General features: G+C 56.1%; 19 protein-coding genes. 13 read left to right on the top strand and 6 right to left on the bottom strand.

Translation table 11 applies throughout. The features are described 5' to 3' along the window. Positions 1–63 precede the first annotated feature (63 nt). Together PJL69_RS12225 and PJL69_RS12220 are read left to right on the top strand one after the other, a co-directional pair. The gene (locus PJL69_RS12225) at positions 64–2,508 is read left to right on the top strand and encodes a mechanosensitive ion channel family protein (RefSeq protein WP_271309893.1); all 2,445 of its coding nucleotides are present in this window, start codon (positions 64–66) and stop codon (positions 2,506–2,508) included. 234 nt (positions 2,509–2,742) lie between these two features. Continuing rightward, a complete protein-coding gene (locus PJL69_RS12220) occupies positions 2,743–3,207 on the top strand; it encodes a DnaJ domain-containing protein (protein ID WP_271309892.1) in 465 nt (154 codons plus the stop codon). A gap of 58 nt (positions 3,208–3,265) precedes the next feature. On the opposite strand, the gene PJL69_RS12215 is transcribed toward PJL69_RS12220, so the two are convergent. The 4 genes from PJL69_RS12215 to PJL69_RS12200 are packed head-to-tail and all read right to left on the bottom strand — an operon-like array spanning position 3,266 to position 9,127. Next, on the bottom strand, positions 3,266–4,417 hold the full coding sequence (locus PJL69_RS12215; protein ID WP_271309891.1) for an ABC transporter permease: 1,152 nt from the start codon (positions 4,415–4,417) through the stop codon (positions 3,266–3,268). Continuing rightward, positions 4,414–5,442 carry an ABC transporter permease gene (locus tag PJL69_RS12210; protein WP_271309890.1) on the bottom strand — a complete coding sequence of 343 codons (1,029 nt, stop codon included), beginning with the start codon at positions 5,440–5,442 and terminating at the stop codon, positions 4,414–4,416. The genes PJL69_RS12215 and PJL69_RS12210 overlap by 4 nt, the downstream gene beginning before the upstream one ends. Positions 5,443–5,451: 9 nt before the next feature. Beyond that, positions 5,452–7,356 carry an ABC transporter substrate-binding protein gene (locus PJL69_RS12205; protein WP_271309889.1) on the bottom strand — a complete coding sequence of 635 codons (1,905 nt, stop codon included), beginning with the start codon at positions 7,354–7,356 and terminating at the stop codon, positions 5,452–5,454. Next, the gene (locus PJL69_RS12200) at positions 7,349–9,127 is read right to left on the bottom strand and encodes an ABC transporter ATP-binding protein (protein WP_271309888.1); all 1,779 of its coding nucleotides are present in this window, start codon (positions 9,125–9,127) and stop codon (positions 7,349–7,351) included. The genes PJL69_RS12205 and PJL69_RS12200 overlap by 8 nt, the downstream gene beginning before the upstream one ends. Positions 9,128–9,439: 312 nt before the next feature. Between PJL69_RS12200 and PJL69_RS12195 the strand changes: the two genes are divergently transcribed. The 10 genes from PJL69_RS12195 to PJL69_RS12150 all read left to right on the top strand — a co-directional run bounded on the left by PJL69_RS12195 (position 9,440) and on the right by PJL69_RS12150 (position 19,803). Then, positions 9,440–10,666 (top strand): aminotransferase class I/II-fold pyridoxal phosphate-dependent enzyme, encoded by a 1,227-nt coding sequence (locus PJL69_RS12195; protein WP_271309887.1) that lies wholly within the window; start codon positions 9,440–9,442, stop codon positions 10,664–10,666. A gap of 163 nt (positions 10,667–10,829) precedes the next feature. Continuing rightward, positions 10,830–11,339, top strand: a complete 510-nt coding sequence (locus PJL69_RS12190; RefSeq protein WP_271309886.1) for a DUF4833 domain-containing protein — start codon at positions 10,830–10,832, stop codon at positions 11,337–11,339. Further along, a complete protein-coding gene (locus PJL69_RS12185; protein WP_271309885.1) occupies positions 11,336–12,445 on the top strand; it encodes an inositol-3-phosphate synthase in 1,110 nt (369 codons plus the stop codon). The genes PJL69_RS12190 and PJL69_RS12185 overlap by 4 nt, the downstream gene beginning before the upstream one ends. Continuing rightward, positions 12,445–13,242 (top strand): SDR family oxidoreductase, encoded by a 798-nt coding sequence (locus PJL69_RS12180; protein ID WP_271309884.1) that lies wholly within the window; start codon positions 12,445–12,447, stop codon positions 13,240–13,242. The genes PJL69_RS12185 and PJL69_RS12180 overlap by 1 nt, the downstream gene beginning before the upstream one ends. Further along, a complete protein-coding gene (locus PJL69_RS12175; protein WP_271309883.1) occupies positions 13,239–14,114 on the top strand; it encodes a phosphatidate cytidylyltransferase in 876 nt (291 codons plus the stop codon). Before PJL69_RS12180 ends, PJL69_RS12175 begins: the two co-directional genes overlap by 4 nt. 40 nt (positions 14,115–14,154) lie before the next feature. Beyond that, a complete protein-coding gene (locus PJL69_RS12170; RefSeq protein ID WP_271309882.1) occupies positions 14,155–15,282 on the top strand; it encodes an LptF/LptG family permease in 1,128 nt (375 codons plus the stop codon). Beyond that, positions 15,279–16,427, top strand: coding sequence for an LptF/LptG family permease (locus PJL69_RS12165; RefSeq protein WP_271309881.1), 1,149 nt, complete (start codon positions 15,279–15,281; stop codon positions 16,425–16,427). Before PJL69_RS12170 ends, PJL69_RS12165 begins: the two co-directional genes overlap by 4 nt. Further along, the gene (locus PJL69_RS12160; protein ID WP_271309880.1) at positions 16,424–17,548 is read left to right on the top strand and encodes a glycosyltransferase family 4 protein; all 1,125 of its coding nucleotides are present in this window, start codon (positions 16,424–16,426) and stop codon (positions 17,546–17,548) included. The genes PJL69_RS12165 and PJL69_RS12160 overlap by 4 nt, the downstream gene beginning before the upstream one ends. Positions 17,549–17,654: 106 nt before the next feature. Continuing rightward, entirely contained in the window at positions 17,655–19,175 is a 1,521-nt protein-coding gene (locus PJL69_RS12155) for a xylulokinase (RefSeq protein WP_271309879.1), read from the top strand. A gap of 10 nt (positions 19,176–19,185) precedes the next feature. After that, positions 19,186–19,803, top strand: coding sequence for a CDP-alcohol phosphatidyltransferase family protein (locus PJL69_RS12150; RefSeq protein ID WP_271309878.1), 618 nt, complete (start codon positions 19,186–19,188; stop codon positions 19,801–19,803). Here PJL69_RS12150 and PJL69_RS12145 read toward each other — a convergent pair. Together PJL69_RS12145 and PJL69_RS12140 are read right to left on the bottom strand one after the other, a co-directional pair. Further along, complete coding sequence (locus PJL69_RS12145) at positions 19,800–20,561, bottom strand: hypothetical protein (RefSeq protein ID WP_271309877.1); 762 nt, start codon at positions 20,559–20,561, stop codon at positions 19,800–19,802. The two genes, PJL69_RS12150 and PJL69_RS12145, sit on opposite strands and share 4 nt — an antisense overlap. A gap of 5 nt (positions 20,562–20,566) precedes the next feature. Then, entirely contained in the window at positions 20,567–22,276 is a 1,710-nt protein-coding gene (locus PJL69_RS12140; protein WP_271309876.1) for a cyclic peptide export ABC transporter, read from the bottom strand. A 190-nt stretch (positions 22,277–22,466) separates the two neighbouring features. On the opposite strand from PJL69_RS12140, the gene PJL69_RS12135 reads away from it, so the two are divergent. Then, positions 22,467–24,137: a sulfatase-like hydrolase/transferase gene (locus PJL69_RS12135; RefSeq protein WP_271309875.1), complete on the top strand. Its 1,671-nt coding sequence runs from the start codon at positions 22,467–22,469 to the stop codon at positions 24,135–24,137. The last annotated feature ends 3 nt before the right edge of the window (positions 24,138–24,140 follow it).

Here is a 24,140-nt window from a genome sequence, read left to right as displayed (position 1 = left end):
AAAATAGAGACTGATTTGAGGGGCAAGTCCGAAATGTTGCGTCACCTGCTTGCAAGCATTTGCATGATCCTACTGTTGCCGATTGTGGCCTCGGCACAAACGGCGGCGCTTTTGCCAAGCACTGGCAGCACTCCGCCTTCGGAAAGCAGTGGCGACGACGCACTCAACAAGCTTATGCAAGAAGCCGCAAACACCGGGGTGCAAGTGATCATCTTGCAACCGGATGGCACCAGCACGCTGGGTGAAACAAACACAGCGAACGACTCTGTCGGCGTCGCCACAGCCACGCAGGAAACAGACGCATTTCTAATGCGCGCTCAATCAGAAATGGATCAAGTCCGCAGTATCTTTCTGAAACGCCTGGACGCCCTTCCAGCAGCCATCAACGAAGTGCAGTTCATTTTGCGCGCCTCAAGCCCGGATGGCACCATAATGGCGTTTGTCAGAACACTGTTGTGGTGCTTGGCTTTCTTCTTGGTCGGTGCCCTTGCAGAGCGCAGGATCTATGGTCCGAAAATTGCGGCGCGCTTTGTCATGCCAATGATCAAAAAGAACCCGCAGGGATATTCAGAAAAACTCCCTTTCTTGGTGGTCCGCTTCGTAGGTGGGCTCATCGGCGTCGCGTTTTCCATGGTTGTAGCCGCCATTATGGGCGTCGTCGTGTCCTCGATAATCGGCGGCGAAGAAGACAGCGCCATCCGCTTCACGTTGATTTCTATTTTTGTCGCTTACGGACTTAGCCGTTTAGTCGCCCTTGTCTGGCGCATGATCCTTTCGCCTTACCTCGACCAGTATCGCATTCCCAGTTTCTCGTCTCGCGATGCAAAACGCTTACATCGCTGGATGTTCACTTTGGGCGCACTTAACATCTGCACCGCCTTTTTTGGGGAATGGCTGAAACAGCTGGGCCTGAACTATGACGTTTTTGCGGTCATGACCCTTGTGCTGTTGACCGTATTTGCCATCGGAAACTTGGCAATGGTTTTGGTGAACCGCAACGCCATCTCCAATGCCATTCGCAATGGCAAAACAATCGCAGAAGCCAGCCTCCCCGTCCGGCTGATCAGCATACTCTGGGCCCCGGTGTTCATGCTCTACGTGGTCTACGGTTTTACAGAGCAAGCCTTCGACATTGTCCTAGGGAACGAACTTTCTATTCCGCCGATTGCCGGCGCATATATGATTTTTGCAGCCACAATTGTGGTCTATGCGACCTTCAACTTTGCAATCGAACGCTATTTCGAGCGCGCGCGCAAAGTGCGCGCCGCCAACGAAGCCGCAGAACGCGCAGAAGCGGAACAAGAAGCCGCAAAACTGCAAGCAGAAGAGGCGCATCCCCCGATAGAAGGCACCGCCCATGAAGTCGCCGCACAACCAGCAGAAGCAGATGATATCATTGAGAGTGAAGGTACAGACGAAGAACTGCGCGCGTTCAAGCAACACATGCAATCCAGCAGCATACATACCTTTGAGGATCTTGCGCGCCGCGTGGCGGGCATCCTAGCACTGGTCTCTGGTCTCTATGCAGCACTAACTATTTTCGGTGCAGAAGAGATGATGGCCCAGACCAGCGTCTTCGACAAAGCTCTGGATGTGGCCATAATTTGCTTCATTGGCTACATCTTGTTTCACGCCTTTCGCATTTGGGTGGACACCAAAATCCAAGACGAAGCAGGTGAAACCGAAAGTGTTGAACCCGGCGACGAAGGTGGCGCCACTGGTGCAAGTCGTCTGGCAACATTGCTCCCGCTGTTTCGCAGTTTTATCCTCGTCATTATCGTCGTCTCGATCCTCCTGATCGCTCTCCTGGAAATGGGCGTGAACGTCAGCCCGCTTTTCGCTGGTGCTGGTGTGATTGGCCTCGCAGTCGGTTTTGGCGCGCAATCCTTGGTGAGGGATATTTTTTCTGGCGCCTTTTTCCTGTTTGACGATGCATTCCGCAAAGGGGAGTACATCGACATTGGCTCTGTAAAAGGGACGGTCGAGAAGATTTCCGTGCGGTCCTTCCAACTGCGCCACCATTTGGGCCCTTTGCACACGATCCCATTTGGAGAGATTCAATATTTGACCAACTATTCTCGCGACTGGGTGATTATGAAGCTAAAGCTGCGCGTCACCTACGACACGGATGTTGAGCGTGTGCGCAAACTGGTAAAAAAGCTTGGTATTGAGCTGCTGGATGATCCGGTCATTGGTCACAACTTTATCCAACCGTTGAAATCACAGGGCGTGATTGAAATGCAGGACAGCGCGATGATCATCCGAGTGAAGTTCATGACAAAACCGGGCGATCAATGGCTTGTGCGTAAGAAAGTCTATCAGGAAATTCGCGAACTCTTTGCGCGTGAAGGGGTCAAATTTGCACACCGCGAAGTGACGGTGCGCATTGCTGATGAAGAGAAAGGCGAAGAGCTAACCCCGAAACAACGCGAAGCGGTGGTGGGCGCAGTCGAAGCCGCCATTGATGAGGATGCGCTGGAAGAGGCCTCTGGCGGCGATGATCGCTGATTAAGCAACCCAAGGATGACGGGAACAAAAAGACCTTAGGTGCAGCGCGAGGTTTGGCTTTTTCCAAATGGGATCACGTCCACAAATAGAGGTCCAAACACGTAAAATTTCGCGATTGGCCTCGCGCCACCGTTAACCATTCGCGCCGTCTCTACTTTTAAACAAAGGGTAAACGCGCTAGCAAAAAGGTGGGATTTGTTGCGGACCATGGGATCGGTCTGCGGAGGGGGTGAAATGTCGCCTGAGATTGAGCGCGCCTATGAACTGCTTGAAGTGACACCAGATGTCTCTGACAAAGAGATGCGTTCCGCGTGGCGCAAACTGGTAAGACGGTATCATCCGGATCTTGCGAAAAACGACCCTGAAGAAGCCAGCCTGCGCATGGCTGACATCAATGCAGCATTTGACGCCTTGGCCTATCACCGCTCCAAGATAGAGGCGGAAGAAGAAGCAAAAGACAGCAGCGCACCTTCAAAAAAGCCGCACCGCTCAAGCAAAACCAAACCCAAAAGCCAGACATACACAAAGCGCGAAACGCCAGAAGAGCCACAGGCGGAGCCAGAGGCGCCACCCAAACCCGAAACAAAATGGGATGCAGAAGAGCAGACTTTGGTAAATGCAGCGTCTTCCCTCTTTGAGGAAACCCGCCGCAAACTGAGCGCGGCCGCTCGGCGACCACTCTTTTCTGTCTGCCATTAAAGCTTTCGAGACTTAGCTCTAAGCACTGAGGCTGGTCCGGTACCACCCTCTTTCAGTTTTAGCTTCGGTTCGGATCCATCGCGTCCCGCAGGCCATCACCAAAGAAATTGAACGCCAAAACCACGACTACAATTGGCAACATCGGGATCGCGGTCCAGGGATAGATTTCAATCGACGCAAGATTTTGCGCGTCATTAAGCATCACCCCCCAGCTCACCGCTGGTGCGCGCAAGCCAAGCCCCAGAAAGCTCAGCGCCGTTTCCCCCAAGATCATTGCAGGAATAGACAATGTCGCGCTTGCGATCAGGTGGCTGAGAAAGTTGGGTAAAAGGTGCTTTTTGATCACCCGACTGGGCTTTGCGCCCATCATCTCCGCCGCTTTGACAAACTCTTCTTCCCGTAAACTCAGGAATTTGGAGCGCACCGCACGGGCCAAGCCCGGCCAGTCGAGAATACCAAGGATGATCGAGATAATGAAAAACACCGCCACGGGTCCCCAGTGGGAGGGAACTGCTGCGGACAAAGCGAGCCACAAGGGCAACTCCGGCAAACTGCGCAGGATTTCAATCACACGGTTGATGATCCAATCCAGAAAGCCACCAAAATACCCTGCGATAGAGCCCAAAATGATGCCAATCACAAAGGAAACCGTGATGCCCACAAGACCCACCGTCAGCGAAAGCTGAGCGCCATAGAGGATCCGAGAGAACACATCCCGTCCCAGACGATCAGCCCCAAACAAAAATAGTGTGGCCCCATCAGGTGCGCAAAATAGGTGCGTGTTGGACGGAATGAAGCCTGCGAGCTTGTAGTCAGCCCCTTCACAGAAAAAATCGAGCATCATTGGTGTGTCGGTATCCGGCACATATTTCCAACTGAAGCTTTCCAGATCCATTTCCGCCGTGGTCGGATAAACATGCGGGCCGATGAAACGCCCGTCATGAATGAAATGCATCCGCTGCGGCGGAGCATAGATGTAGTCCTCCAACCGCTCATTGGGCCCGTAAGGTGCGATAAACCCGGCAAAAGGCAGCGAAAAATACGCCAGTAGTAAAAAGATCCCGGAAACCAGCCCCAGCTTGTGTTGCTTAAACCGGAGCCAAAGCAAGCGCGCATTGGACATATCCAATTCCGCACTGCGCGCTTCCGCGGCGGCTTCCGGATTATACGGCGCCTGATCGACAAACCGCCCGTCTGGCTGAATGCTCATCGCTCCCGCCCTCCAAATCGAATGCGCGGATCAAGCAGCGCGAGCAACAGATCAGACACCAGAGTGCCGATCAGTGTGAGAAGCGCCACAAACATCAACACAAAGGCTGACAGGAACAGATCCTGAGACTTAAGTGCGGACAGCAAGAGCGGTCCAATGGTCTGCAAGCCCAAAACCACCGACACCAGAACTGACCCTGACACCAGAGACGGCAACAGCGTGCCGATATCGGCCACAAAGGGGTTAAACGCCACACGTAGGGGGTATTTGCTGAGCATACGTGGTTCACTCATTCCCTTAGCGCGCGCCGTTTCCACATAGGGTTTTCCAAGCTCATCAAGCAGGTTTGCCCGCAGTCGCTGCATCATGGCCGCCGCGCCAGAGGTGCCGATGACGAATGTTGGAATGATCAGGTGAATGAGCACTGACTTCATCTTCTCAAAACTCATCGGCTCACCTTCAAACTGCGGATCCATCAAGCCGCCAATGGGCAGGTTGAGATAGCGGTTGCCATAGTAAAACAGGATCAATGCCAGCAAAAAGTTCGGTGTGGCGAGGCCAAGATAACCGATGAATGCAGATGTATAGTCAATCCAAGTTTTGGATTTGGCGGCCGCCAAAACCCCGAGCGGCAACGCCACAGCATAGATGAAAAGCACCGCAGCAAGATTGACAAGCACTGTCATCCAAAGCGCGCCGCCCACAAGATCGGCCACCGGCTTGTCAAATTCAAAAGACCAGCCAAATTCGCCTTGAAGTAGCCCGGCAAACCCATGCGGCCCCGGCATGAAACCCGCCCAGATCAGGTATTGCTTCAACAACGGCTGATCGAGGGAATACTCCTGCCGAAGGAACTCTGCCTTGGCGATCCCATTGGATTGCCCGGTCGCACGTAACTCATTGATCTGATTAGACAGGTAGTCTCCCGGCGGCAGATTGATGATCACAAACACCAACACCGACACCACCACGAGCGTGGCGAGCATAGTCAGAAACCGGAAAACCGCGAACCGCAGCAGGGCCATTCCGTGCTCCTATTCCACAAAAAAGAATTCATCAGGGCGATGCACCCCGAAATGCGCGCCTGGGGACCAGGCCCAGATGGCCTTGTCGGGCACATTGCGCAAGCGATTGGACACCACGACGGGTTGGGGTGCACCATTCAAAAGACCAATGCCAAAGACATTCTCGGCATGGATATCCACCATCCGTTGCCAGATCACGGCCCGATCCACGCTGGTGTAGGCTTTGGTCCACTGATGCGCCAAATCATTTAGCTCAATGGCCGCCGGCAAATCGGGTGGCTCACCCACTTCTCCATGAGTCTGGTGATACTGCCCCCACTTCGGCCAAGCCTGAAACGCCTGATCCCACGGTGCAAGATAACCGGGAGAGGTGTAGGTTTGCGGCAATCCATTGTCCCAGCCAAACCAGGTCGAGACCATGGTCTCACCAGCGTAGACACGGTTGCGCAGAATGTCGCGCTCAAGGGGGCGCATGATAAGCTTCACGCCAATTTCGGCCCAATTGTCAGTGATGATCTGCAAGGCATTTTCCACCTCTTGGCGTTCACCTGCCGTTTCAATCACCACCCAAACAGGCCGCCCGTCTGGCAAGGTGCGGTAGCCGTTTTTGTCACGCTTATCGAGACCCATTTCATCCAAGAGTGCATTGGCCTGGTCTACATCCCGGATAGCCCAGGCATCGCGGTTTTTTTCCTTAAAGAACGGGCTCACCGGCAGCACCGTCATGCCGCCTTGTTTGGCCAAACCGAAATAAAGGCCGCGATTGATGATTTTGCGATTTATGGCCAAAGACAACGCACGGCGGAACCGCACGTCGCGCAATGTTTCGCGCCATCCCTCATCATTGTAGTTGAGATTTGGATAAATCGCGATCTGGCTTGCGGTGCCATTGCCCCACAGCTTGGTTGTATATCCGCCCTGTGCCTCACCCTTTTTCAAGATCGCTGTGTCTTTGAAATCCAAGCCACGCGCTTGCAGATCCACTTCACCAGCGTTTGCTTTGGCGGCAACGAGCCCCGGCGCGACCACTTGCATCTCGACAACATCAACATAGGGCAGCTGCACACCGTTGCTGTCGACCCGATGGTAATAGGGGTTGCGCACAAACAGAAAGCGGCTCTTCCCATCTTTTGTCGCCAAAATCCACGGCTGCAACGTTGGCAGATCAGGGTTGTCGAATTTGTACATGTTGTCTTGGCGATTGTGCAGGGCTGCCCAACTGCGCACCCGCGCCTCATACAAACGTTCACTTAGCTCATCTTCATTCGTGTATTTGGCATGAAATGGCTTCATGAAATGCGCAGGCCGGTAAATGAAAGGTGGCCGCGCCTCAGCGAGCATCTGTAAAAACTGCGGATTGGGCTTGGACCACTCATAGATGACAGTGTGCGCATCCGGGAACGTCACTTTAGGCAGTTCGCCCTCAACGCGCAGAAAGTCGACAGGTCCAGAAGGAGACAACAATTCGTTGTTGGCCACATCTTCCCACCAGTATCGGAAATCTTCTGATGTAAACGGATGCCCATCTGACCACTTGTGTCCGGGTCGAAGACGCATCGTAAATTTTTTGTCGCTCTCGTTGTCTATTCCCGCAAGTAGATCCGGCACAAGTTCGTAGCGCTCATTGTAGCCCACGAGCCGCGCATAGCCATACACCACCATCTGGCGCACATCTTTGGAGCGCGTGACCATGGTGCGCAGTGTCCCGCCCTGTTCGCCAAATTCACGGCTTCGCAGCGACATATCGACAATTTCCGGCACCTCTGGAATCCGCTCTGCAACGGGCGGCAACGTCCCAGAGGCAACATCGGATTGCCAGAACATGCTTTCCTGAATCTCCAGAGCATGCGCTTGGCCCACTCCAAACGCGGAACAGACCGCAAAAACGAGAGCTGTCAGAGGTCTTTTAAGCATGGTAACGCACCTTGTGTCCGGGCTCAGTCTCTCTCAATGGCGGTGCATTTACACCGTCAAATCTGAAGTCATCAGGCCAACTCGAGGGCGCCCCCGCCCCCTGTGCCACGATCTTGAGGTTGATGGGGCGTGCAATATCGGGCTCAGGCTGAGCTGCAATCAACGCCTTCGTATAGGGATGCTGCGGATTATAGAATAACTGCTCTGGTGGCCCTTGTTCGACCACCAAGCCAGCGCGCATCACAGCGACCTCATCAGCAATCCGCGCAACAACCGCGAGGTCATGACTGATGAACAAATAGCTCAGATTGAGCCGATCTCGAATGTCTTCTAGCAGGCCCAGAACCTGCTCTTGAACGGATACATCCAACGCTGAGGTGGGCTCATCACAAACGAGGAATGTCGGATCAAGCATCAAGGCCCGCGCAATCGAAAGCCTCTGTCGCTGCCCGCCCGAAAACGCGTGTGGATAGCGGGTCAGCATGTTTTCATTCAGCCCGACCCATCGCAGAATTTCAACGGCACGGTCAATACGCTCAGACGCGCTACCGATGCCATGAATTTCAAGCGGCTCACATAGTGCGTCTTTCACTCTCATGCGAGGATTGAGCGTGCTGTAAGGGTCTTGAAACACCATCTGCGCCTTACGCTGAAAAGCCAGCCGTTCCGCTCGATTCAGGTCCTGCAAATTGACGGGCTCAGCGCCCGGCTCAGCGCGAAATAGGATGGACGCTCCAGAATCAGCACGCTCCGCCCCAAGCGCCATACGCGCACAGGTGGTTTTTCCAGATCCAGACTCCCCTACTACGGCCAGCGTTTTGCCGCGCTCAACGCCAAAATCGACACCGCGCACCGCATTCACAACAGATTTAGCACCCCATGGAGAAGACGCCTTAAGCTCGTAAGTCTTGTTCACATCCCGCATCTCAAGGATGTAATCACGTTCATCCTCTTTGGGCCGATCCGCTGGAGTGGCAGGAATTTCAGGCGCAGCTGCCATCAAGTCTTTGGTGTAGGGATGATGCGGGTCGCGCAAAATCAACGGCGCAGGCCCAGATTCCATCACACGCCCACGGTTCATCACAACCACGTCGTCAGCCATATTTGCTACAACACCCAGATCATGGGTCACCAAAATCACACCCATTCCGGTTTCAGCTTGCAGATCTTTGATCAACCCCAAAACCTGCGCCTGTGTTGTCACATCCAGTGCGGTTGTGGGCTCATCTGCAATCAACAGATCGGGACGCCCCACCATCGCCATCGCAATCATAGCGCGCTGGCGCATCCCCCCGGAAAGTTCAAAGGGATAAGAGTCATACACGCGTTCTGGATTGGGGAACCCAACACGTTCAAATTGCTCCAGAACCAATTTCTTGCGCTGCGCTGCGTCGAAATTATGGTGCAACTTCAAGGCTTCTGAGACCTGATTGCCTATGCGATGCAACGGCGACAGAGAGCGCATCGGCTCCTGAAAAATCATCGAAATGCGATTGCCGCGAATGCTACGCATCTTCCGCTCGCTCAGCGAGGTTATATCGATCGGTGTCGCACTATCGCGCCCCAAAAACTCGATCTGCCCCCCGCGAAGTTGCGCCGCTGGCGGCAAAATCCGCAGCGCAGCGCGACAACTCAGCGTCTTGCCAGATCCACTCTCCCCAACCAGCGCAAGTGTTTTCCCGGGAGCCACCGAAAAGCTGACATCATCCACCACTGGCTTGGCCTTTTCAAAGCCAATAGCCAGATTTTTCACAGTCAATAGTGCCGTCACAGCAGAAGTCCCCAACCACGCTTTTTTGGATCCACCTTGCGGCGGTGCGTTTGTGTCATCTGAACATGATTATTTTGGTTGGAGCAAGCTCCTAGGGACATGAATGGCGCAGGTTCTGCACAAAAGACGTTCACCAAGTCACACAGGCGCAAAAGCCACACCCTGAAAGAAATAGGAGCTTGCATTGTGCTGGACCGAATGCCACGAAGCAGTCATATTGCAATTCCGCAACTGATGCATCGCACACAGCGCGCCCTTGGATCGCTGAAAAATCGAATAAATGACAACGCAGCACAGGCTGCGGAGACTTGTATGAAAACTGAAGACTCTAGCTTCCTGTCCTTTGCAGAACGCCGTTTTCGACTAAGCGGCCGCGCACTGATCGAAAACGGGCATCCATACTTTGTTGCAACCGATGGGCTGGAAGCAAAGTCTGACCAATGGCCAAATGGCTACCTATCGCTGTCTCACTACGATTATCTCGGCCTGATGCATCACCCCGAAACCACGGCCGCCGCAAAAGCTGCAATCGATGCACAGGGCACAGGCGTGGGGGCCTCGAGACTTGTAGGCGGTGAACGGCTTGCCCACCGGGCCCTCGAACGGGACATGGCGGAGTTTTTGGGCGTCGGCGGGGTGCTGTCGATCATTTCCGGCTACCTCACCAATGTATCTGTGATTGGTCTGCTGTTGGGGCCGCGCGATCTGGTAATTGTTGATGAACTCGCCCACAACTCGATTGTGATGGGCGCGCGCGGGGCAAAAGCACGATACGAAACCTACGCGCACAATGATCTAGACGATCTGGAGCGTATTTTGCGCGAACATCGCGCAGACCACGGTCGCGTGCTGATCTGCACCGACGGACTGTTCTCCATGGATGGTGACATCACAGACCTGCCGCGATTGCTGGATTTGAAAGACTCCTACGACGCATGGCTTCTGCTGGACGAAGCGCATTCCTACGGTGTGCTTGGCGAAACAGGCCGCGGTCTTTGCGAACACTTCGGCGAAGATCCGAACCGCGTCGAAATTGCCATCGGTACACTTTCAAAAAGTTTTGCGTCTTCCGGCGGGTTCATCGCCGCTAACGCCGATGTTATTGAATGGATGCGCTTTTGTTTGCCTGGCTTCGTGTATTCCGTTGGATTGCCGCCCGCTACAGTTGCAAGCGCACACACCGCGTTGGATATCCTAAAAAAGGAACCCAGCCGCGTTGCCAAACTGCGCGCCAATTCGCGCCACTTCCTGACCAAAGCTGCAGAAATGGGATTGGACACTGGCACCGCCATTGGCGAAGCGGTTGTCCCCATCCTGTTTGAAACACCAGAAGAATGCGTTTTTGTTGCAGAGGCTCTCATGCAGCAAGGCATATACGCACCGCCAGTCGTGCATGTGGGTGTGCCCAAAGACATGCCGCGTATCCGCTTCTTTATTTCTGCGGCCCACAGCGAAGCTGATCTGGACCGGGTGATTGACGCAGTCGCCAAGGCATCTGAAGCGGCTGCGGCCCTTCGGCAGCGTATGAGCGCGGAATAAGCCAATGCTCCTGACTGCTCAAAAGGGCTTTCAGGGCAATTCCCTGAGTGATCGCAGCAGGTCTCTGTTTGTGGTTTTCTGGTGTTTGGTTCTCGCCTTTAACTTCGGACTTACAGCAACGAACGCAGACGCCAAACCGCACCTAGAGCTTGTTTCTTCTGAGGTGAGCGAAGACTTACCTTTGGCGCATCCAGATTTTCCGCACCCAACCGAACCGGGGCAGCTGTTTTTTTTGCAGCGCAGTATGAATGCCAACACAATCGTCTACACGGCAACTTACGATGATGACGGGAATCTGACGCAGAGCGCACCCGTGTCCGTGTTCTGGCGACGCTACGCGGACGCAGGGCAAATCATGCAACTGCGTTGGTACGAGCGCATCTTTGGATTTGGTGTGCGTACACATACACACGACACTCCGACGTCAAAATCTCTAGCGTTTAACGCACTGAAATCGCACAAGATCGAACTGCGCCAGCTTGCCCCGTTTGAAGCTGCGCTGTTTACCGAACAGGACGGACGCGAATATCAGTTGATCTACGGATACCTCGACGTCGACGAAAGCGGACTTTTGCCGAAAGTCACGCAGCTGCATCTTTATTCAACCGACCCCCAAACAGGGCGTTATGTGACCCATACTATTGCCGTTTCCGGTGGAGCTTTCAAAGAATGACACAAGCAACTTCCTCTCCGATCCGCACCGTGATTGTTGGTGTTGGCAACTGCGCCAGCTCGCTGATTCAAGGTGTTTCCTATTGCCGCGCTCTGGGAGACGACGCCGTGGGCGTAAGCTTCCCAGATTTGGCAGGCTATACGCCTGCAGATGTCGAACTCGTCGCAGGTTTTGATGTGGACAGCCGCAAAGTTGGCAAAACCCTCGCCGAAGCCGCCTTTGCCGCCCCAAACTGCACCGAACAGTTCCACACGGATCTCGCAGACCAGACCGCGCCAGTCCTGCGCGGCCCTGATCTCGATGGTGTGGCCGCCCATATGCTGGCCAACCCAGAAGACCGCAGCTTCCGCCTGTCCTCTGATGAGGCAATGACCAAAGAAGAGATCGTGGCCAAGCTGAAAGAGCTTGAAGCAGAGATCATGATCATCTTCCTGCCGGTTGGCTCGCAAAAAGCGGTCGAATTCTACGTCGAATGCGCGCTCGAAGCGGGTGTGGCCGTGGTAAATGGCATCCCTGTTTTCATCGCGTCCCACCCTGTATGGGCCGACAAATTTCGCACAGCAGGCATTCCGATTCTGGGCGACGATTTCAAAGCACAGATGGGCGCAACCGTCCTGCACCGCACGCTGGCAAATCTCGCTGAAATGCGTGGCGTTGAGATCGACCGCACCTATCAGCTCAACGTGGGCGGTAACACAGACTTCCTGAACATGAGTGAAAACGCCCGTCTTGCCAACAAGCGAGAAAGCAAAACCGAAGCGGTGCAATCCGCGATGGAAGAGCGCCTGCATGAAAATGACATTCGCATCGGCCCATCAGATTATGTGCCATGGCTGAACGACCGCAAGGTTGCTTACGTCCGCCTTGAAGGCCGCCTCTTTGGTGGTGCGCGCACCAACATCGAGGTCCGCCTTGATGTGGAAGACAGCCCAAATGCAGCGGCTGAAGCGCTGGTGGCGATCCGTCTGGCACGTATCGCGCGGGATCGCGGCCTTGCGGGCCCCATCACCGAGGCCAGCGCCTTCCTCTTTAAGCATCCCCCAGAGCAGATCGAAGACACCGACGCACATGATGTTGTGCTGAAGTTTGTCAACGAGGGCAGCTGATGCGCGCCGCCTTTATCACAGGCGGCTCCAGCGGCATTGGGTTTGCCGCTGCGATGCAACTTGCGATAAAGGGGCATGATCTGGCTCTGTTCGCGCGTGATGCCAGCCGTTTGCTGGCCGCGCGCGAGGCAATCTTACAAGAAGCGCCAGCGGTCAAAATCGAGACGTATGCGGTCGATGTGGCCAATGAGCCTGCGCTGACCGACGCGCTGGAAGATGCGCTCGCCAAACTCGGCGCACCGGAAATGGCCATAGCCAGCGCCGGCATTGCCCAACCGGGCCTGTTTCGTGCACAAAGCCCGGATCTGCACCGCCGCCATATGGCGGTGAATTATTTTGGCACCCTCACCTTTGTCCAGATACTCAGCAAACCCATGGCGCAGGCAGGCGGAGGCCATATTGGCCTGATCTCTTCTGGTGCGGCGTTCTTTGGCATCTATGGCTATGGCGCTTATGCACCCTCGAAATTCGCTTTACGGGGCTTGGGCGAGATCTTGCACTTGGAATTGGCGGACGCCAATATCACCACTACGGTGATATATCCCCCCGACACAGACACCCCCCAATTGCTGGAAGAAAAGCGCACCAAACCCGCTGCCACTCAAAAGATCACAGAGGGCGGTGGCCTTTGGCAGCCAGAAGATATTGCCGCACGCCTTATCGCGGGCATGAGGGCAGGTCGCCCCTCAGTGGCGCCTGGCTTTCAGATGGCAGCGCTCAACCGGCTTGGCAGTCTGCTGTCACCGCTTCTGCGCTGGCACCAAAAACGCATTATTTCGCAACACAACACGCAATGACCACGCCCACCGTACAAGACATTTCTATGGTTGCTGCGGTCCTGATCGGGACCGGGTTCCTGCTTCTCCTGCTGCTGACGCTGATCCCCAATATTCGCCGCAAGAGCCTCGATTTGTTGGCCACGTTGTTCAGCGCCACATTGATCCTGCTCTGCCTTCTGGCGCTTTTTCTTTTGGGGCCAAAAGCCCTGATTGCAAGTCTCGCACTCGCCGCTGCCCGCATTGGTTACGAAGTCGCAACCTTGCGCTTGTCAGAGCAGACCCATGTGATCCTCGCCGCAATCTCCGCCGCTGGCCTCACCGTGCTCAGTGCACTCTTTGCCCCGGTGGCCATTGCCTGTGCAGGGCTCTGGTTTCTGCTCTTTGCGCGCCAGATCATGGCACGGTCTGTCAAAGGTGCTGCCACTGACGTGCTTCTCTTTCCAATACTGCCTTTGGCCCTTCTCGCTTATGGGGCAGCACATCCGGCTCTGACGGCACTCATGCTCACAGCATATGTGCTGGTCGAAATCTTTGACAGCTTTGCGCTACTGACCGGCAGTTTGATCGGACGCAACAAAGCCTTCCCTGTCCTCAGCCCCAACAAGACCTATGAAGGCCTCGCAGGGGGCGCACTCGCTCTTGTCATCGCCTTGGTGGCTGCGTCCACCGTCTGGGACTTTTCGCCGCTCATTGCGACCGCAACGGCGCTCTTTGTAGGCGCGCTTGCGGTGGCGGGAGATCTCGCAGCCTCCCGCCACAAACGCATCGCTGGGGTGAAAGATTACCCCCGCGTTCTCGCACGGCAGGGTGGTCTTTTGGACAGTCTCGACAGCTGGATTTCTGCCAGTGCCGGGCTCGTGGTTGTCCATTTCCTGATCCAATTGTGGTGAGCATCTTGCCTACGGCTCCTCAGATGTCAAAACTCCGCGTATGAGCCGATTGGTAACCTTCCTGCGTCTGCCAGTGCTGCGTGTGCTGGGCAAACCGCTTTTCTTGCGGTTGCTTTTGCTGTTGCTGGTGATTGAGGCAATTTTCCTCGCCGAAAGTTTCACCACGCTGCTCGAACATGCTCTGCGCTTGGGCGGTGGCCCTCTGGATGTGGCACATCTTTTGAGCTTCAAAGTGCCGGAAATTTTGGATCTTGTCCTCGCAATGGGCCTCCTGATCGCCACATATTTTGCCACGCAGGACGCCCGCAATCGTGGCGAGCTGATGATCCTCGCCACAGCAGGCGTGCATTGGGGGCGCGTCGTCAGCTTTGTACTGACCTTTGGCCTCATCGGTGGTGCGCTGAGCTTTGCCAATGCCGGCCTGATTTTGCCCAGCGCCAAATTTGGAGAGCGCCTTGCGCTGATCGCTCTGCAAAAAGAGTATGTTCTCACCCGCATTCAAGAAGGCGGCAGTGAGACCACCTTGCAAACCCTGCGCGACACCACCTTCATTGCCACGCCCTCTGAAGCGCACAGTGATCAACGTGGTCACCTCTTTGTGTTTCAACCCGACATCAAAGGAGGCTGGCGCACCGCCAATTCTGAAAACTGGCATGTCGCCAATACGCCTCCCTCCGACACGCATACGATCGAGCTGCAAGCGCTCAATGTCCTTGAAGGCCCTTATCCGACTACAGACACCGCGATCAGACCGCTGAACAGCTTCGCCACAAAATCTGCCGACTTCGCCTTTTCCATGACCGACGCTCTGCCTCAAACCGACACCACACGCGGTGCCGCAGAAAAGCTCCTCAGCCTCTCTGAGGCCGAAGCTGGGCAGATCACCCGGCTTCTGTCCCGCGCATTGATGGTGCCTATGGCTGGCCTTTTGGCATTGGCAGCACTCGTCGCAGGCGGTGGCGGGCCGTTACGCTTTGTGGCGTTGCCACTGGCCGTGCTCATCATGATGAGCAACGATGTCGCCAGTGGGGCGATCCTCTCCGGATTCGCATCAAGCCTGCCCACAGCTCTGATCTGCGCCGCAGCCGCCGGGCTCTACCTTGGCCCGCCGCTCGCCTATCTGATCTGGCGCGGAGAGGCGCTCATGAAGCCAGAGGTGCGCCGATGATTGCGCAGCGCCATACAGGCCTTGCGGTACGTGCCATGGTGCGCGGGGATCTCGCCGCCATTGGGTTTATGATGTTCACGCTGCTTGTTGTGGCGCTTGCCATCGATCTCGCCAAATGGCTGGGCTCCGTTCAAGCGCAGGCACAGGCTACCGATGCTTCGCTGATCTCCGTTCTGCTGCCCTACATTGGCTATCGCAGCGTGGACATTGTCACCCGTCTGCTCACCATGGCCTGCCTCGCAGGGGGATTTGTCGTCACTCTGCTGCGTCACCAGAGGCAAGACGATGTGATCCTCGCCGCCGCGGGCGCTGGCCCCAGCTTCCGTATTGCCGCCCTGTTGATTTCCGGCCTTTTACTGGGTGGCATACAAATGGCGGGCGAAAACTGGCTGCGCCCCGAAGCTGTTGCAAGGCAGGTCGCAGCCAATCTGGGCGACTACGGCAAGCGGTACAACGAAACGGACATGGGCACGCAATGGGTGATCGATGACACCCGCGCCCTGCGCGCAACACTCACGAGAGGCGAAAACCCAAAACTGAATGACGTGATGCTGTTTGACGGGCTGACGGAACCGAAACTCACACACGTGCTACATGCACGCGCCGCGCATCCTAGCTTTCATAACGGTGTCTGGACCTTCGAAGACGTCACAGTCTGGGACGTTGCAAACACCAGCGCCCCAAGCGCAGAGCCGCGCCTCGATATGCCATTCAACTTAGATCCCGAAATCGTGCGCTGGTTCGGCGTGGATGCCTATTACCTTCCGAACGCGGCGCTCCGCACCATCGCCGCAGCACCAGATGCAGCTGTCGCCGCGGACGCGGCAACCGCGCTTGCCGTGCGCAAAGTGGCGATTTTCCTGCCGGCCATCTTCGCCTTCCTCGGCGTGAGTCTGGCAAGCCAAGGCGCGGTTGGTCGCCGCCTCTCGCCCTTCCTGCTACTGGCCCTCGCAGCCATTGGCTATCTCTCCGTGGTCTCCGTCAAAGTGTTCTGGGCGCTTGGCATCCATGGTGTCCTGCCACCTCTGTTGGCCGCCACGCTTCCCGCAGTGTTTGCATTTGGCCTCGCCAGCCTTCTACAGTTGCGGCTTTCGGGGTATCTGCCGCGCCTGCCTCGCAAACACCTGCCAAAGGCCACACCATGAAAATCGTTCAGCTCACCCCCTATGCGATGGACCGCCCCGGCGGCGTGCAATCCCACGTGCGCGACCTATCGGCATGGCTGCGTGATCAGGGTCATGACGTCCGCATCGTCGCTCCTCCCGGCAATCCAGATCACCGCGAAGAGAGCCTCATGACAGTTGGCACCGCGCGGCCCTTCGCGATCCACGGCACCGCCTTTGAGGTCAGCCGCGCCACCCGTGCCCAGCGCGCTAAGGCGGTAGTTGCTTTGAAAAACTGGGGCGCAGACGTCGTACATATGCACACTCCATGGACCCCGCTCTTGCCGTGGCAAATGTGGCGCGCCTTGAAGCTGCCTGCGATCGCCACCTTCCATGCAACCCTACCGGAAAGCGAAAGCTTTGATCCAATGTCTTGGGCGCTGCGCCGCGTTGGACATTACTTTAATCGGCGTATCAGTCGCGTCGTTGTCCCATCTGACGCTCCTTACACGCAGTGGAAGGCTGAAAATGCAAACCCGTTACCGTTGATCCTGCCCCCGGCAATCGACCTTTCTTCCTGGCGCGTAGCAGCAGAGGCAACTCATTCTTCTGACAGCTTCCGTGTCACCTACATGGGTCGCCTAGAGACGCGCAAAGGGGTGGCCGTTCTGCTGGAGGCGTGGCGCAACCTGCAAAACAAACTGCCCAATGCCGAGCTCATCATCGCGGGAAGCGGCGAGGAAGAGGATGCACTGCGCGCCTACGCCAAGCAGCATGCACTGACCAACATTCAATTCCAGCCTCCGCCCAACAACGCGGAAGCACGCGTCTTGATCGCCAGCTCCGATATTTTCGCGGCCCCTGCTGTACATGGAGAGAGCTTCGGACTTGTCCTGATCGAAGCCATGGCCGCTGGTGCACTTCCGGTGGCGGCAAACAATGAGGGGTTTCGCACGGTCATGACAGGCAGTGGCGCAGATCTGCTTGTCCCGCCCGGTGACGCGCAAGCACTTGCTCAAAAGATACACCAGCTGGCATCAGACACTGCGCACCGTACGGACTTGCGCAGTTGGGCGAGCGCGCATGCGCACAGCTTTGACGTGGCGACGGTTGGGCAAGAGTACCTCACGCTTTTTGAAGAGGCCCTGCGCAAGCACCATTGAACCACCACGACCTTGCCAAGCGCCTCATGGCGTGAGAGACCCATACAGGCCCCAACGGCCTACGGTATTACCGAAAACAAAGACTCTGAGGCATTTGAAAACACCCATGGGCGATCTGGTCATTTCAGCGGATTTTGGCACCTCCGGCGTAAAGGTTGGTGTTGTCGACAGCTCCCTCACCATTTTGGCACGTGTGACCGAGACCTATCCGCTCTCTTTGGCGCCTGGCGGTGTGGCCGAACAGACCCCTGAAGACTGGTGGAGCGCTCTGGCACATGCACTGGCGGCACTCCGCCGTGACGTCCCCGACCTCTCCAAACGCGCCTCCGCACTGGTATTTTCCTCACAACTCCTCGGGCTGATTTGCTGTGACGAGGCGGGCACTCCCTTGCGCCCCTGCCTGACATGGCTCGACAAACGCGCAGCACCCCTGGGGCAAAAGCTGATCGGCGGCTTCCCTGAGGTGCTCGGCTACAACATTCCGCGTCTGGCCAAATGGTTGCGCATCGCCAATGGCGCTCCGGCAAAAAACGGCATGGATCCAACCGCCAAAATGCTCTGGATCATGCAGCAAGAGCCAGACATCTACGCCCGCACCCGCTGGATGATGGATGTGAAAGACTGGCTCATTCACCGCGCCACTGGCGAGATCACCACCAGCCCAGAAAGCGCCAACCTAAGCTGGGTGATGGACACGCGACAAGGCCGTGAAGGCTGGTCCGATGCGCTGTGCACGCTCACCGGTATTGACCGCAGCAAACTCGCCCCGATCACACAGGCTGACGCCGTTGTCGGCACCCTCACCCCACAAGCCGCCGCAGAGCTGGGTCTGCCACCAGAGGTGCAAGTGCTGGGCGGCACATCCGATGTGATGGCTTCTGCATTGGGATCTGGTGAAGTGGCAGATGGCGCGCTGCACATCTCTATTGCCACGTCGGCATGGATCGCAGGGTTCTTCCCCAACCGTCGCCTGAGCGTCCCCCATTCCTATGCCACCGTCACCACAGGTCTGAACTTTCGCCCGCTCCTGATCGCCAGTCAGGAAAACGCAGGCTCCGCCCTCGATTGGGTTTGCAACGTCACCGGCGGTGGCGCTGTCGAGACCGGATTTGACGACCTTGGCACACCTCAGGCGGATGATCCATTCTTCCTGCCGTGGCTCGCAGGCGAGCGCGTCCCCGTGGACAATGACAGCCTCCGCGGTACGTTCCATGGCCTCAGCCTACATCACGACAGCGCAGCCATGCGCCGCGCCGCCGTCGAAGGCGTCGCCCTGAACCTGCGGTGGGCCATGTCCAAAGTGGAGCGCGAAAAAGGGGTACAGACTTCCGGCGCATTGTCTATCGTCGGCGGTGCAGCTGCCAATCCGGTCTTTGCGCAAACCCTCGCAGACGCGCTCAATCGGGACATTCGCGTTTGCAGCGCCCGCCATGCTGGCATGCTGGGCACCGCGACATTAGCGGCACCGCTGATGGGATGGGCACCGTCTGTCACAGATGCTGCTGCCACTCTGAAGTTACGGAGCTCTGCCTTCTATTCGCCGAACAAAGATCGTGCCGATGCACTGGCCGCTCGAGCTGAGAAACTCAATAAAATCCGCCGCCGCCTGATCCGCAGCTACACTTAAAGGACACACCATGATCGACGGGCTCATGAAATCGACAATTGACCCTCTGTGGGAGGCCATGGCCACCCCTCTGGTGAAAGCCAAGCTGACCCCAAATCAGGTGACGTTTATCGGCCTTTTGCTCGTGATTGCAGTGTCGCTTGCCTACCTCTGGCATGGTTCGCCCGTGGCTTATGGCCTGACGCTGATCCTAGCCTTTGTCTTTGACGCACTGGATGGCGCAGTGGCGCGGCGGCGCGGCATGTCCACCAAAGCAGGCGGCTATTTTGATGCCATGGTCGACCGCTACCAAGAGTTGGTGGTGCTTGCCACTCTCGCTCATATGCATGAAGCATGGCCGCTGGCGCTTGCCTGTTTCTCAGGCTCCGTCATCACGTCTTACGCCAAAGCGCGCACCGCCATCGAAATGCCCGTGTCCAACACCGATTGGCCCGACTTTTTTGAGCGCATGGAGCGGGTAATCTACCTCTGCGCCATGCTGCTGATCGCTGGCGCTCTCGGTAGCTGGGTTGTCACATGGGGTTTGGCCGGCTTTGCGCTTCTGTCGCATTTCACCGCCCTACAGCGCGCCCAACGCGCCACTCAAATGCTGCGCGCCAAAGACGCCGATAAGTCTTCGGAGAATTAATGCGCAGCGCGGCTCACCCGCCACGTACGCCACATGTCCGGCGCAAAGGTCATGACGTAGAACAAAAACGAAGACAGCAGCAGCAGCTCAAGGCCTGTGTAGATGAAATACACCTCATAGCGCAGGCCTTCCGGCGCATGCCCTTTGCCAAGGAAGAACACCAGATAGCTTACCCCCAGCGCAATCGGCACCCAAACATAAGTCCGACGCCAAAGCGCATAACGGGGTGTCAGAACACGCCCCTCTGCACCAAGCCGCGCATAGCCGCGTGATAGAAATTCACCAGCCACCACAACAAGTGCTTGGCTGAAGAAAAACAAATAGCTGCCGAGCATATGCTCATCGCGAAAATGTGGAAAGCGATATTGGCTCAGGATTACCAATCCGACACAGGCCATCGCCTGCAGCAACAACAGCCCCCAAGTCAGCAAAGTAATCCGGCGCACCGCTTTGTCGTCAGCCCCACTTGTTTGCAAAGCGCGCAACGCCGGCAGACACAGCAACACAACACCAACAAACAAGATCGGCGCACACAAAAGCATCCAGTCGGCAAAGGGTTCACCAATGCGTGGATCACCGATCGACTCACTGATGGTGTAGGGTCTTTCTGACGTTTTATCAGGATAGAACGCCGCGAACTGCCAGCGTGCAGGATAGATTTGCGCATTCACCACAAGGGTCACAAACCCCGTACAAATCAACGAAATCAACATCGCCAACCCCGTGCCGCGGGACGGTGTCCATTGCGTATTCTTCATATGCCTCAAGCCTCTTTGCGCGCACGCATGCGTTCGTCTGAAACGATGCGCCCCGCTTCCATTTTGATCAAGCGATCACATTTCCCAAATTGGTGATCATCATGTGTCACCGCCAGAACCAGCCGGCCAGAAGCCGACAATTCCGGCATCAGAACATCATAAAAGAACGCGCGATTTGCCGGGTCCTGATCCGCCGCAAACTCATCAAGCACAATAATCGGTTTCTGCTCCGCCAGCGCCACAGCCAGAGCAAGACGGCGGCTTTGTCCCGCAGACAGCGATGTGGTGGAGAATTTGTCACCAAGCAGCGAGACCCGTTCTGCCAGCCCAAGCTGGGAAATGCGCGCCTCCAGCTCTCTTAGCTCAGCCTCTGGCATCCCATAAGCGTGATCAAACAAATGAAACTGCGCAAAAACCGCCGAAAACAACTCGCGATACGTGGCGGTCGTCTCATCCGTCAATGGCATGTCATTCAAAAGGATCTCGCCCACTTCGGGGTGGCGCATACCTGTGATCAGAGAGAGCAATGTGGTCTTGCCAGAGCCATTCCCACCGCAGATAAAAACCGTCTCGCCCGGCTGAAAAGTCAGATCAATAGGCCCAAGGTGAAACGGCGCGACATCTGCCCGACCTGTATCACCCACACGCGCCTCGACCCCACGCAAAGCGATGCCTGTAAAGCGTTCCAACGGCTGTGACGCAACGCTCAGCGCATGGCTCTGTGCGGCAGCCAGCTCCGTCTCAACGCCTTTGATTTTGAAATAGCTGGCTTCCGCACGGCTCAACACCGGCAGTGTGTTGAACACCAGCTCGGTAGGCCCATTCACAAGGAAGATGATGGTCAGCACCTGAAACATCACAATCGCATTGCCACCACTCAAAGCAGGCAACACGATCACGACAAAACACATCAGCAGCGCAACCGCCAACTGCCCGCCGCCAGTGCTTGCTGCAAACAACCGCTCTGACCGCATCTTGTTGGCAACTTGTGCTGTAATCACTGCCTTTGTTTCAGCCTCAAGCGCATCACGCCGACTTGCGCGCAGACGCAACTCTTTCCAACCGCTCAACATGTCTGTGACACGGTCACAATAGGCCGCAAAAGCGTCAGAGGCTTTGGTTGCCCAGCGTCGCGCAGGGCCATCCATCATGGCAAAGCCGATGCCACCAAATGCGATGGCAGCCACTGCCGCCACACCTGCGATCCAGCTCACATAGAACAGATAAGGAATAGCGCACATCAGCACGAGCGCGGCGCCAATGGCCTCGACCAAATGGATCACCGCCTGCGCCAGCTGGTTCACCTCAGCGGTCATCGCACCATACACTTTGCCATGCCGCCGGGAGATCAGGAAATCGATGTTTGCCCGAAGCAACAGCTCAGACAACCGATTGCGCATCTGCGCTTCGATACGCGTGATCAAAGTAAAGGCGCGCACCTTTTGAAAGTAGCCGGACACCACCATCGCTGCGGCGCAAAGCAGGAGCAGAGCGACGGGCCATCCCATCCCTTCATCATAGCGCTGCGCCGTCTCATTGATGGCAAATATCATGCCTGCACGGCTGAGCCCGGAGACGAGCGTGAGAAATACAATAGGGTCGCGCATACCCGCGCCCGCATCCAGCAGAAAACGCACAACCTCAACGCGGCGTGCGAAAGCGCCCTCTGGTTGCTTTGTTGGGGCCGCGCAGTTGGTCTTGGTAGCGGTGGTCAATGGGCTCACTTGCACCGGTCAGTCCGGTTTCCTTGACCGCTTTTGACCTAGAAAACGACACCGACGCAATACCGATGCGATACAGCCGCGATACAGAGTGGCATTTTGGGGTCAATTCTTGCCCTTCAGGCAGTTGACCCACTCTCGCAGTCAACCAAGATAGCGCTCAAGAATACTTGGGAGCAGAACCGTGGCCAAAGCCAAAAACATCCTATTCATCATGTTTGACCAACTCCGCTGGGACTATCTGAGCTGCTACGGCCACCCTCATCTGCACACACCGCACATCGACCGCTTGGCCTCTATGGGGATGCGTTTCAGCCGCGCCTATATCCAGTCTCCCATCTGCGGCAGCTCCCGCATGTCGACCTATACCGGCCGCTATGTTCACAGCCACGGCGCCAGTTGGAACGGTATCCCCTTGAAAGTGGGTGAAATCACAATGGGTGATCACCTGCGAAAAGCAGGCATGGGATGCTGGTTGGTTGGAAAAACCCACATGCGTGCAGATGCCGAAGGTATGGCGCGACTGGGACTGGAACCCGACAGCCTGATCGGCGCACGTGTCGCAGAATGCGGTTTTGATGTGTTTGAGCGCGACGATGGCATGAAACCAGAAGGGCCTGAAGGCAGCTATGACCCGGACGGCGCCAAATCCTACAATGCTTATCTACAGGACAAGGGATACGTCAGCGATAACCCCTGGCACGATTTCGCAAACTCTGGTTTGGATTCAGAGGGCAATGTGCTGTCCGGCTGGTTTCTCAAACACTCCAACCAGGCTGCCAACATCGCTGAAGAAGACAGTGAAACCCCTTATCTCACCACCCGTGGCATGGACTTCATCGCACAGGCAACTGACCCATGGTGTTGCCACCTGAGCTACATCAAACCGCATTGGCCCTACATCGTGCCCGAACCCTACGCCTCAATGTATGGTCCACAGCACGTATTGCCCGTTGTGCGTTCCGAAGATGAACGTGACAACGCACATCCCATCCTGAAGGCGTTCATGGAAACCAAGATTGGCGAAACCTTTTCACGCCAAGAAGTCCGAGAGGCCGTGATCCCCGCCTATATGGGCCTGATAAAGCAAGCCGACGACCAGATGGGGCGACTCTTTCAGTGGTTGGAAGAAACCGGACGAATGGACGATACAATGATTGTACTCACCTCCGACCACGGTGATTTTCTCGGCGACCACTGGATGGGCGAGAAAACCTTTTTTCAGGACGCAGCCACCAAAGTTCCGCTGATCATCTACGACCCCAGTCCAGAGGCAGACATAACACGCGGCACAGTCTGTGACGCTTTGGTAGAATCCATTGATCTTGCACCAACTTTTGTGGATGTGACGGGAGAAACACCTGCCTACCATATCCTCGAAGGCGAAAGCCTGCTGCCCATTCTACATGGCAAGAAAACCGAAACAGCGCGCGCGTTTGCAATCTGCGAGTATGACTATTCCGCAAGTCCCATCGCCACACGTCTTAACGCATCCGTACGAGACGCCGTGATTTTCATGGTAGCTACCAAAGAGTGGAAGTTGATCCATTGCGAAGGTGGATACCCTCCAATCCTGTTCGATTTGGCAAATGATCCAGACGAACTCACCGATATTGGCCAAAGCGATCAGCACGCAGATGTCATTGCCATGATGTATGATCACCTCTTCACCTGGACACGTCGTCAATCACAACGCACGACCCGTTCCGAGGAGCAACTCAACGAGATGCGCACAAAATCAGGCGGCAAGGGAGTCATGATCGGGATTTATGATGAAAACGATGCTCCACTTGAACTGACGGTCAAGTACCGCGGGCTTAAAGCAAGACCCTACAAGGACTACCTTGAGAAATAGCCC

The organism is Shimia sp. MMG029, assembly GCF_027947445.1.
Classification (GTDB): Bacteria; Pseudomonadota; Alphaproteobacteria; order Rhodobacterales; family Rhodobacteraceae; genus Shimia.
Note: the sequence above shows the minus strand (reverse complement) of the source record. Positions and strands in the feature narration are given on the sequence as shown.